11 protein-coding genes are annotated in these 12362 nt (G+C 37.9%); all 11 read left to right on the top strand.

Features of this window, described 5'->3' with window-relative positions; all coding sequences use genetic code 11:
* The first annotated feature begins 9 nt into the window (after positions 1-9).
* The 11 genes from IEX65_RS19610 (at position 10) to IEX65_RS19560 (ending at position 12265) form a co-directional block, all read left to right on the top strand.
* Positions 10-978 (top strand): oxygenase MpaB family protein, encoded by a 969-nt coding sequence (locus IEX65_RS19610; RefSeq protein ID WP_188768519.1) that lies wholly within the window; start codon positions 10-12, stop codon positions 976-978.
* Between the two features lie 91 nt (positions 979-1069).
* Entirely contained in the window at positions 1070-1711 is a 642-nt protein-coding gene (locus IEX65_RS19605; RefSeq protein ID WP_374757860.1) for a TetR family transcriptional regulator C-terminal domain-containing protein, read from the top strand.
* Between the two features lie 76 nt (positions 1712-1787).
* Positions 1788-3122, top strand: coding sequence for an ABC1 kinase family protein (locus tag IEX65_RS19600; protein WP_188768518.1), 1335 nt, complete (start codon positions 1788-1790; stop codon positions 3120-3122).
* 193 nt (positions 3123-3315) lie between these two features.
* The gene (locus IEX65_RS19595) at positions 3316-5388 is read left to right on the top strand and encodes a glycoside hydrolase family 97 protein (protein ID WP_188768507.1); all 2073 of its coding nucleotides are present in this window, start codon (positions 3316-3318) and stop codon (positions 5386-5388) included.
* Between the two features lie 178 nt (positions 5389-5566).
* The gene (locus IEX65_RS19590) at positions 5567-7111 is read left to right on the top strand and encodes a bifunctional metallophosphatase/5'-nucleotidase (RefSeq protein WP_188768505.1); all 1545 of its coding nucleotides are present in this window, start codon (positions 5567-5569) and stop codon (positions 7109-7111) included.
* A gap of 73 nt (positions 7112-7184) precedes the next feature.
* On the top strand, positions 7185-7700 hold the full coding sequence (locus tag IEX65_RS19585) for an LVIVD repeat-containing protein (protein WP_188768502.1): 516 nt from the start codon (positions 7185-7187) through the stop codon (positions 7698-7700).
* Positions 7701-7798: 98 nt separating this feature from the next.
* Entirely contained in the window at positions 7799-8533 is a 735-nt protein-coding gene (locus tag IEX65_RS19580) for an LVIVD repeat-containing protein (RefSeq protein ID WP_188768497.1), read from the top strand.
* Positions 8533-9243 (top strand): hypothetical protein, encoded by a 711-nt coding sequence (locus tag IEX65_RS19575; protein WP_188768496.1) that lies wholly within the window; start codon positions 8533-8535, stop codon positions 9241-9243. The genes IEX65_RS19580 and IEX65_RS19575 overlap by 1 nt, the downstream gene beginning before the upstream one ends.
* The gene (porQ, locus tag IEX65_RS19570) at positions 9143-10204 is read left to right on the top strand and encodes a type IX secretion system protein PorQ (RefSeq protein ID WP_188768495.1); all 1062 of its coding nucleotides are present in this window, start codon (positions 9143-9145) and stop codon (positions 10202-10204) included. The genes IEX65_RS19575 and porQ overlap by 101 nt, the downstream gene beginning before the upstream one ends.
* A gap of 179 nt (positions 10205-10383) precedes the next feature.
* Positions 10384-11655, top strand: a complete 1272-nt coding sequence (locus IEX65_RS19565; RefSeq protein ID WP_188768493.1) for a sialidase family protein — start codon at positions 10384-10386, stop codon at positions 11653-11655.
* Positions 11656-11692: 37 nt separating this feature from the next.
* Entirely contained in the window at positions 11693-12265 is a 573-nt protein-coding gene (locus tag IEX65_RS19560) for a YceI family protein (RefSeq protein WP_188768491.1), read from the top strand.
* Positions 12266-12362: the final 97 nt, after the last annotated feature.

Here is a 12362-nt window from a genome sequence, read left to right as displayed (position 1 = left end):
AAGTATTTTATGGTTACGAAAGAAAAATTAAGTATATACCGTACTTTAGGCGATAAAGAAGCTGACGAAATTATCGAACAAATTGTTTTGCAGCACGGACTTACTTATTTGAGACAGTTTATGTTGTTTCTTTCTGATTATCAGAATCTTAGTTTTGAAAATCAATCTCCGATTCTTCAAGCATTTTTATCTGCAAATTCTTCATTTCCAGTTTTTTACGATAAAAAAAAACTCATTCGAGCAACTGATTTTTACCGTGATAATCAACAAAATATTGGCTTAATTTTAGGGCTTTACTCTTTGCCCTATTGTTATTTAGGTGCTGATGGAGCAAAGGTTTTGTATATGTCGGAGCGAATCAAAAATGACACTTATAAACGTTTGACCGAAACAGGAAATTTCCTGAAAGCCGTAATGAATTATGATAATTGGCAAAGCGAACGAATATTTGCGATTTGCTTGAAAGTCAGACTTTTGCACGCAGCAATTAGGTATTTTACACTTCATAGCAAACAATGGGATATGGCTTGGGGATACCCCATAAACCAAGAGGATATGTTGGGTACGAATTTAGCTTTTTCGCTCGTGGTATTGCGTGGAATGGAAAAACTGGTCTATTCGGTTGATAAATCTTATGAAGATGCCTACATCAATACATGGAATGTGATAGGTTTTTTATTGGCAGTAGAGCCAGAAATTATGCCCGAGAGTTATTTAGAAGCTGTAAAAATAGATAAGCTGATTGCCGAACGACAATTTCGTGAATCGCTTGAAGGTCAGCAACTTACGGCTTCTTTGATGAATGTAGTTCGCTCATTTGCTCCGAGCGGAATTACGGCTAATCTTCTGCAATCGCAATCTCGGATGCTTCTTGGTGAAAAATATGCCAAAATGCTGGGCATTGCCGAAACAAATATTCCAAACACTTTGTTGAAAGTATATAACACAACATCGGTTTTGATGTCGAAAATATTTTAGGTTGTAGAACAAGTTTCTAACTTGTCTTGTTGACATTTAAGCCCCAATTTTATTGCTATAACTGACAGGTTGGAAACCTGTCCTACATATTATGACACAAGAAAAAATAAGACAAGCATACACCGAATACGTACTCGAAAATGGAAAACAACCAGAGTCCGTTTATGCTTTTTGCAAGAAATTGAAGATTAAGGAAGAAGCTTTTTATGATGAGTATTCGTCGTTTCCGCAGATAGAAAGCGAAATTTGGAAGGCTCTTTTTATCGAGGCTCGTGCTGCTGCTGAGCGTGAAGAAGTTTATCAAAACTACTCAGTTCGTGAGAAATTATTGGCTTTTCTTTACACTTGGATTGAGACTTTGAAGAAAAATCGTAGTTATATTCTGAAATCTTATGAAGGTTTTCAGAAGCCAATTTATACCAAACGCAATGCTCAGTTGGTTGATTTCAAGGCTTCGTTTTATGATTACGTAAACGAACTTTTGATGGAAGCCCGTGAAACTCGTGAGGTTGAACAACGCCCGATTCCGCAATTAATGCAGCGTTATCCAGATTTATTTTGGGCAAAAACACTCTTTGTGCTTGATTTTTGGATAAATGATACAAGTAAGGCCTTCGAAAAAACTGACACAATGATTGAGAAAACCGTTAATACGGCCTTCGATTTGTTGGGTCGTTCGCCACTCGATTCGTTATTTGATTTAGGAAAGTTTATTTTTCAGAATAGAAAGTAAAGTTGTAGGACAGGTTTGTAACCTGTCGAAAGCTATACATCAAAAAAAACAGGTTACAAACCTGTTCTACAAGATTATGAATTCACAAGAAAGTATCCCCACATCGAAAGTTGCTCGTGCTACGCAATTTGCCAAAGCAGGCGTAAAGGTTGGCGGTAATTATATCAAACATTACAGTAAAAAACTTTTTGACCCATCGCTTACAAAAGAGCAACTTCACCAAGAAAATGCAGCCGATGTATATGATACACTCAGCAATTTGAAAGGTAGTGCTTTGAAGGTGGCTCAGATGATGAGCATGGACAAAAACTTGTTGCCACGTGCTTATACCGATAAGTTTGCGATGTCGCAATATTCGGCTCCGCCATTGTCGGCACCATTGGTTATTAAGACTTTTAAGAAATATTTTGATAAATCACCTTCTGAAATTTTCGATAAGTTTGATTTGAAAGCCGAAAATGCCGCTTCAATCGGACAAGTGCATAAGGCCGAAAAAAATGGCAAGAAATTGGCCGTGAAAATTCAGTACCCAGGTATTGCCGACAGTATCAGTTCGGATTTGAAAATGGCTCGTCCGTTGGCGGTGCAATTATTAAATCTGAATGATGCCGAAATCGACCGCTATTTCAAGGAAGTTGAAGAGAAACTACTCGAAGAATCGAACTATGAATTAGAATTACAACGTTCGGTTGAAATAACGAATGCTTGTAGTCACATTCCCGATTTGTTTTTCCCAAAATATTATTCAGAGTATTCATCGAAAAGAATCTTAACGATGGATTGGATTGAAGGAGTGCACCTAAAAGAATTTTTGGATACCAATCCTTCGCAAGAAGTAAGAAACCGAATCGGACAAGCACTTTGGGATTTTTATGATTATCAGATGCACACGCTTCGCCAAGTGCATGCCGACCCACACCCGGGGAATTTTCTGATGACACCAGATGGGCGTTTGGGAGTGATAGATTTTGGTTGTGTGAAAGTGATTCCTGACGATTATTATCAAAACTATTTTGCTTTGATAAACCCAGATACACTCGAAGATGAAGCCGAAATTCAACGAATTTTCTGGACTTTAGAGTTTATCGTAGAAGAAGATTCTCCGCAGAAAAGAGTATTTTTCTCAGATTTATTCAAGCAAATGATTGAATTGCTGGGTCGTCCGTTCAATGCCAATACATTTGATTTTGGGCAAGAAGGCTACGTTGATGAAATTTATAATTTCTTCGAATACGTATCAAAATTGCCCGAACTGAAAGACTCAAAAGCAGCTCGTGGTTCGCAACACGGTTTGTACGTAAACCGCACGTACTTTGGCCTTTATACAATTTTGAATGATTTGAAAGCAGAAATAAAAACCACCAAACCCGATTGGCTAACACCAAGACATTTGAAAGGGGAGTTGGTTTGATGATTGTCAGTGAGGACACTGACAATGGCGTAGAAATTAATAAATTTTTGTTTGCTTTGTAGAGCCGTTACATGTAACGGCTCTACTTTTTTATAGCAAATCCATTGCATAATTCCGTTTTTTGGCTTTAGTTTGTTTATACTTTAAACCTATACAGTAGAGCAATTTTCAAAATTGCCCCTCTATAAAACCTATGAAAAATTTTACACTTTCGCTTGTGTTTTTGTGCTTCTGCATGACACTTTTTGCTCAGAAAAGCTCTTCAATTTCTTCTCCGAATAAACAAATTATACTAAAAGTTACAGTTGCCGAAAACGGTAGTTTGTCTTATCAGGTTTCGTACAAAAACAAGACTATTATTGAGCCATCAACGCTTGGTTTTGCTCTGAAACGTCCCGAAATAATGCTGAATAAATTTCAGCTTATAGGTGTCGATTCGAGCAGTGTTGATGAAACTTGGAAACCAGTTTGGGGAGAAGTGAGTAGTATTAGAAATAATTATAAACAACTGATAGTCAAAGTAAAAGATAAGTCAAAGTTCGAAAATTTATTAAACATTGTCTTTCGAGTTTTTGATGATGGCGTCGGTTTTCGCTATGAGTTTCCGCAAGAAACCGCTATCAAACACTTTATTATTAAAGATGAGTTGACACAATTTAATCTCGCAGGAAATCATAAAACGTTTTGGATTCCTGGCGATTATGATACAAATGAATATCTATATAATACTACTAAACTGAGCGAGATTGATGCCCTAAAAGCAGCAAAAAAAGAAACTGATATTGCCTTTCAAGCTGTGATTGGTGCAAACACCGTACAGACGCCTCTAATGATGAAAACCGCTGATGGTGTTTATATTAATATCCACGAAGCGGCTTTATTGAATTATCCAGCTATGAATATCACGCTCGATAAAGCTACGTTTACTTTTACCTCACATTTGGTACCCGATGCTGTTGGAAATAAGGCGTATTTACAAGCACCGTTTCAAACACCGTGGCGGACGATTGTGGTAAGCGATAAAGCCACTGAAATTCTTTCTTCAAAATTGATTTTGAACCTTAACGAGCCTTCAAAAATCACCGATGTTTCGTGGATAAAACCTCAGAAATTTATCGGAATGTGGTGGGAAATGCACGTTGGGAAGTCGAATTGGTATTTAGAGGGCGGTAAACACGGAGCAAATACCGAAAACGTAAAAAAATATATTGATTATGCCGCCAAACATGGTTTTGATGGTGTTTTGGTAGAAGGCTGGAACGAAGGTTGGGAAGATTGGTTTGGTAATTGGAAAGAAAATGTATTCGATTTCGTAACGCCATACAGTGATTATAATATTGACGAACTTACTGCCTACGCCAAAGCCAAAGGCATAAAAATAATCATGCACCACGAAACTTCGGGTTCTGCCACCAACTATGAACGTCATTTCGATAAGGCATACAAATTTATGCAAGACCACAACATGAATACCGTGAAAACGGGTTATGTAGGCCGAATCATTCCTCGTGGCGAGCATCACGATAGCCAATGGATGGTGAACCATTATCAGCGAGTAGCCGAAAAAACTGCTGAGTATAAAATCATGGTGGAAGCCCACGAACCTGTGCATCCAACGGGCTTGCATCGCACTTATCCAAACTGGTTGGCTAATGAAGCTGCTCGTGGAAATGAGTTTAATAATGCTCCAAATCTCGGACTCGTACCCGAACACGAAACAATTCTGCCTTTTACGAGACTGATGGGAGGCCCAATGGATTATACGCCAGGTTTCTTTCATTTTCAGCTCAATCAATATGATGCCAGCCGCTCAACTCGTGTGAAAACGACTTTGGCGAAACAATTGGCTTTGTATGTAACGATGTATAGTCCGCTACAAATGGCGGGTGATTTTCCTGAAAATTTTGATAAACATTTAGATGCGTTTCAATTCATCAAAGACGTGCCTGTCGATTGGGACGATACCAAAGTTTTGGAAGCTGAGCCAGGTGATTTTATCACGATTGCTCGTAAACAAAAAGGAAAAGAAAATTGGTTTATCGGAGCAATTACCGATGAAAATGCTCGAACAACTACCCTAAAACTTGACTTTTTGGAAGAAAATACTCGCTATGAAGCTATCATCTATCAAGATGCCGCCGATGCTGATTGGAAAACCAAGCCAGAAGCCTACAAGATTGAAAAGAAGATAGTTACGAAAAAAGACATTTTGAACTTGAGCCTTGCCAAAGGGGGCGGTTGTGCAATTAGTTTGATGAAGATGTAGTTATAACTGCTTTGAATCGACACAAGACTGCCATAGCTCAAAGATATGGTACATCTAATTTTTGCCTAATAATAATGACTCGGAGTATTGAAGATAAATATAGATTTTATCAAGTGATTTTTTAGACTACTTTTGTGAAAATTTAACACCTATTTCATTGATAAATTAATTACTAACCATGAAGAAACTCTCTCTACTCATGCTGCTTGTGGTAGTGTCGGTTGCTTGTCGAACAGCAAAGACCCCACAAAATAATACATCCAATAGCCAAAACGAAATTTCTGTAACTTTTTTACACCTTAATGATGTTTACGAAATCTCACCACTTGATAATGGTAAAGTTGGTGGAATGGCCCGTGTAGCTACTGTTCGTCAAGAGTTATTAAAAGAAAATCCAAATACAGTAACGGTTCTTTCGGGCGATTTTCTTAGTCCATCCGTAATCGGAACGCTTCGCTACGAAGGTAAAAGTATCAAAGGGAAACAGATGGTCGATGTGATGAATACTGTTGGTGTTGATTGGGTTTGTTTAGGAAATCATGAGTTTGATTTAGACCAAAAAGATTTACAAGAACGCATCAATGAATCTAAGTTTAATTGGTTGAATACTAATGCTTTAGAAAAAGTAAAAGACGAGTATGTACCATTTGGAAAAGTGGTTGATGGAGTAAAAGTGCCATTCTTGAAAACTACAATTTTGACATTCAAAAATGCCAAAGGCGACGAAGTAAAAGTAGGTATGTTTGGTATTTTGTTGCCTTCAAACAAAAAAGATTTTGTGATGTACGATGATTTCTTCGAGGCAGCTAAAAAAGCTTATGCCGAATTAGAACCGAAGTGTGATTTTGTGGTAGGTATTACGCACATTAATAAAGTTGATGATATAAAATTGGCCGAAATGCTTCCGAATGTAAAGTTGCTTATGGGCGGACACGACCACGATAACATGAAAGAACAAATCGGTAATGTAATCATGGCCAAAGCCGATGCAAATGCAAAAACAGCTTATATTCACCGTATTACATTTAATAAAGTTACAGGCAAAGTAGATGTCAAATCTGAATTAAAGAAAATCGACAATACAATTGCTGACGAACCAATAACCGCCGCTGTGGTGAAGAAATGGGAAGATATTCAAGACGGAGCTTTTAAGGCTCTCGGTTTAAATAAAGATGAAGTAATTGCCGATTTGAAAGAGCCACTTGATGGCCATGAAACAGTAGTGCGTAATATGCAAGGAAACATGGGAAGCATGATAAACAATGCTTTGTTGGCTTCATCACCAACCAAATTCGATTGTGCATTTTTCAATGGCGGTTCGATTCGTATTGATGATAATGTTTCGGGAAAACTTACGCAGCTTGATGTGCTTCGTATTTTACCGTTTGGTGGAAAGTTGGTTGAGGTAAAACTTCGTGGACGTTTGTTGGAAAGAGTACTACAAACTGGTTTAGAAAACAAAGGCAGCGGTGGATATTTGCAGTGGGAGAAAATTTCATACGATGAAGCCAAGAAAGAGTGGAAAATTGACGGAAAATTATTGGATGTAAATCAAGAATACAACATCATTACGAGTGATTTCTTGTTTTCGGGTAAAGAGCGAAATTTAGGGTTCTTCACCAAACAAAACCCTGATGTGATTTCGGTAGTTGATACTTTCCTCGAAAGTGATGTTAGAAACGATATTCGTAAGGCTGTAATCGCTTATTTTAAGAAAAAATAACTTACTAATCTTACAACCTTTATAGTATATTAAGAGTCATGGTAGTAAAACAAAACGCTACTATGACTTTTTTATGAAAAAACTACTATTATTGGCCGCAATTATTGGTATAAATGCTTGTAATCCAGATTCAAGCATGACTACTGAAACCGTAAAAGGATATCGGCCAGTTTATGCCAGTTACGAAACCCTTCGAAAAGTTTCTTCGGGTTCGCCTCAAAAACTCCGCAAGCCTGGTAAAATCTATACCAAAGATAAATACTTATATATCAACGAAATAGGGCAGGGGATTCATGTTTTTGATAATTCTGACAAAACAAAACCCAAAGCCATTGCTTTTATTTCGATACCTGCCAATCAAGATATTTCGATTGCTGATAATATTCTCTACGCCGATAACGCCGATGATTTAGTAGCGATTGATATTACTAATCCGTTGGCTATAAAGGTAGTGAAGCGAATAGAAAAAGCTTTTCCGTATCCAAGTCATCCAAAACAAAATGGGAAATTTGAGTGTGTTGACCCATCGAAAGGCTATGTCATTGATTGGCAATATACCGATTTGGTGAATCCAAAATGCTCTCGATAGGTTGTTCTATTTTGAAAAATACACCAATACTCACGTAGAGACAGGGCATGCCCTGTCTCTACCACCTACGAAATAATTATTCATATTCTCATTTTACTATGAAAAAGATATTAGCCATTTTACTACTTTCGATAAGCATTTATGCGTGTAAAGGCGATGCTGTTTCGGTTTCGCCAACATCTGGTACAGGCGGTTCAACGGCACGCTTTACGATTGCGAATGGATATTTGTATATTGTTGATAATCAATCGCTTAAAACTTATAATATCCAAAATACATCGAACCCGATTTTTGTAAAAAAGAGTTCATTAAATACAGTTGTCGAATCCATTTTTCCGTTCAATGAACATTTGCTTGTAGGAACTCAAAATGGTATGTATATCTTCAATATTTCTTCCCCCGAAAACCCTCAGTTTGTATCGGTTTACTCCCATATTGTTTCCTGCGACCCCGTGGTTGCCGAAGGAAATTATGCTTACGTGACCCTCAGAAATGGCACAAATTGTAATCGTGGACAAAATGTGCTGGATGTGATTGATATTAAGGATTTGAAAACGCCAAAATTATTGAATAGCTATCCAATGCAAAGCCCTCACGGCTTGGGTATAGGTGGAAATCTACTCTTTGTAACCGAAGGGGATTATGGAATGAAGGTTTTCGATAGAACAAATCCAGCGGCGTTGAAGCAATTGAGCTATTTCCAAGATTTTGCGGCAGTCGATGTGATTCCACAAGATAATGTATTGATAATTACTGGTAAAGATGGGCTTTATCAGTACAGTTACAATGAGCAGAAAGAATTGAAATTATTAAGTAAAATCGGGGTAGAATAATGAAAAAATATACATTTTTGATAGCCAGTTTCGTTATTTTTGTAAAAATAGCAACAGCACAAGACTCACTTGACCGAAAGCATTTGATTGTCAAGATTGCACCCTTGACGATTTTCGACATCGACAATACTTTTGAGTTTTCCGCTGAACATAGTCTCAGTAAAAACAACCGCTGGACGCTATCAGAGCAGCTGGGTTATGGAGCGGGAGTAGCCAATATTTGGCAAGAAGAAAGTAGTAAATACGGTAATACCAGAGAACATTACAGAGTAAAGCTCGAAGCCCGCAGGTATCGACACGCACGACCTGATATGACTGGTGGATATATGGCCTATGAGGTGTTTTATAAGCAAGTCAATGACCGCATTAATCGGAATATTGGACGAGAATGTGAAAACGGCCCGTGTAATTATTACGAAAACCTTGATTATCCCGCAAGCAAGTATGTTGTGGGCGGAACAATAAAGGCGGGCTACCAGCATAGATTTAAAAATGAATTCAAAAAAAATACTAACTTCGTGTTTGATTTATACATCGGGTTGGGTATCAGGCGAGTAATGATTGACCATAAAGTTGATGTTCAAGTCAGCGAATCGCCTTGGTTTTATTATGGAGGAAATGAATGGTTTGGTAGTTTTGGCTCGAAAGATAGAGCATACAATATTCCGCACGCTTCGTTTGGGATTAGGTTTGGCTATTTCATTTTTTAATATTCTTGAAGCATCGGCACAAAACAGTTTTTCGTTTCTAAATATGCCTACCCACGCACGGGTCAATGCACTTGGTGGCGTGAATGTATCAATTACAGGCCAAGATTTGAATTTTATTACTTCCAATCCCGCTTTGCTCGACTCTACTCAGCGTGGGCAAATTGGCCTGAGTTATTCGCCATATTTAGCACAAAGCAATTATCTGACACTTAATTATGTGCCTCAGATTCGTTCAAAAGGCACTTGGGCGTTTAGCTTACAAAATCTTCATTATGGTACATTTCAAGGAACTGATGCTGTCGGAAATCTGACAAACGAATTTTCGGCCAATGACTTTGTGTTGGCTGGTACTTACGCTCGAAAAGTAAATTATATAACACTTGGGGTATCGGCAAAATTGGTAGGCTCAGTGCTTGAGTCTTATAGTTCGGTGGCAATGCTGACCGATTGGGGAGCTACTTTTCGGCACCCAGTTCACGAATTTAGCATTGGTTTAGCGGCCAAAAATGTGGGTTATGTGCTGAAATCTTACGGTGCTATTCGCCCCGATATTCCTTTTGATTTGCAACTTGGCACTACATTCAAGCCTAAATATATGCCAGTGCGTTTTTCGTTGACGGGGCATCATTTGTATGTGTACGACATTGCCTATAACAGTATTGAATCGAACTTTATATTTGATGAGCAAGGTAACAAAATTCAGAAAAAAATCTCGACAGCCGATAAGATTTCTCGCCATTTTGTAATCGGCACTGAATTGCTCATTCATAAGAATTTTAATTTACTACTTGGTTATAATTTTCTCCGTCGTGAAGAATTACTTATCAAGGGTTTGGGCGGTGCGGCTGGGTTTTCGTTTGGTGCAAGTCTTCGTATCAAAAAGATTGATTTTTGTGTTTCTCATGCTATCCTTACAGCTCCCAAAGGACAAACAACCTTTAGCCTTATTTGGCGTAAATAGATTTTCAAATTCTTTGATATAAAATCAGCCGAAGCGTCGATAGATAATACCGAGTTGTCGGATAAATATGCCTTATTTGTCAATCGGTCGATTATTTTAGATGATGCGTATAATAACTATAAAAGAGAAAGTTTTTGCTATTAGTTTTGCTTCATAATTAGTATTAAATATATATTCCGATGATAAAATTGATTTTCACTTTGCCGCTCATACTGATTAGTTTATGGGCCAATTTTGTTGCTAAAAATGATAGTCCCTCTGCCGAAATAACGATGTGTATGACCATGCCTGCCGATGGAATTTATCAAAAAATTGCACCTGATAATAGCTATAATGCTTTTCAAAACGATACAACAAAAGCCTACACGATGCCATTGCTTGCCAAAACACCAAAAGGCGAAGTGATGCTTTCGTGGACAGAAAAAGACCTTCAAGGAATAACTTCATTTTGTGTAGCTTTCTCGAAAGATAACGGTAAGACTTTCGGTGATAAGAAAACCATTTATAGTGGTGCTGGTATTGGCAATAGCCGCATGATGCGTGCGAGAGTGCTTGCCAAAAAAGATGGAAGCTTGGTGGCTGTTTTTACGAATAGCACTGCTTCGCAACCTGCTGGTGGTGGCCGAGGCGGACGTTCGTCAAATATAATGTATTGTGTATCGAAAGATGGCGGCTCTACATGGACGGCACCTGCTCCAGTGGATTCTGACCCAAAACAAGGTATTGTAAGAGGATTTTTTGATGCAATCGTGATGTCGAATGATGAAATTGCGGTGGTTTATCTGAAAGATGTGGCCAATAGCACTAAGCACGAAGAGCGTGATTTGCGTTTGGTTGTAACTAAAAATGGCGTAATGCAACCCGAAAAACTCATTGACCCAGTTGTGTGTGACTGTTGCCCAATCAATATGCTCATTGATGCCAACGGAGCGTTGAATATTGTTTACCGTGATAATAATGATGACATCAGAGATATGGCAAGAATCGTTTCGACAGATAACGCTGAAAGTTTTTCTAAGCCTCAAATCATTTATAATGATGGTTGGAAAATCTTAGGTTGTCCGCATAGTGGGGCAGTTTCGAGTACTTATGGAAAATCGGCTTTGGTTGCGTGGTTTTCGGGTGCAGAAAAAGAAGCGGGAGTAAGATTAGCTACTCGTGAAGGAAAGAAATTGTTTGTTTTAGAAGATGCTTCGGCAAAAAATCCTTACTTGGTAGATTCTCCAAAATCGGCTGTGATGTTGTGGGAACAAAATGCCGAAAATGGAGCTTCAAAGATTGCTTACCGAACAATTAAAAATGATAATGTATCGGCCACTACATGGGCTGAAGGGACATCGAATGCTACAAATATGGTGGCCTTGAGTGTTGATAATCAAGTGCTTATGGCTTATGAGGTGAAACAGCCAAATAAGAGAAATACAATAAAAGTAAGTAGTGTAGTATTATAAAATCAAAATAAATTTTCACTCTTTTTTACCTATTATCATGAAAAAAACAAGCTTAGTTTTAGCATTTTTAGTGGCATCTTTTGCCTCATTTGCTCAATGGTCAATCGACAAAGGGCATACGAAGTTTACGTTCATTGCCGAGCATCATGGTCTATCAGAAGTTGATGGTTATTTCAAGAAATTTGATGGCAAAATTACAGCTGCTAAAGATGATTTATCAGATGCTGTTTTTGAAATTACGATTGAGTCGGCCAGTATCAATACCGACCTCGAAATGCGTGACAATCACCTGAAAAGTGAAGATATGTTTGATGTAGAAAAATTTCCGACGCTAACTTTCAAGAGTACTAAATTTACGAAAATAGCAGGAAATAAATACAAAATGGAAGGAAATATGACCATCAAGGGCGTGACGAAACTAATCACTTTAGATGTTACGATGAACGGCCCAATGGCTCATCCGAATCCAAATAATAAGACTCCACAGCTTGGAATTAAAGCAACGACTACCATCAAAAGAAGTGATTTTGGAATAGGTGGAAAACTGGCAACCGTAATGGTTGGAGATGAAATTTCGATTCGTGCAACTGGCGAATTTCAGAAGAAATAATAACGTTTTTTTCAATAGATTTAACGCATGGTATAGCAATATATCATGCGTTTTTTATTCTATAACAATGGGTTTTAGCGAAATAAATAAGCCTTTA

The organism is Emticicia aquatilis (assembly GCF_014644295.1).
GTDB classification, from domain to species: domain Bacteria; phylum Bacteroidota; class Bacteroidia; order Cytophagales; family Spirosomataceae; genus Emticicia; species Emticicia aquatilis.
The sequence above is the reverse complement of the archived record's forward strand: the minus strand, read 5'-3'. Positions and strand labels throughout refer to the sequence as shown.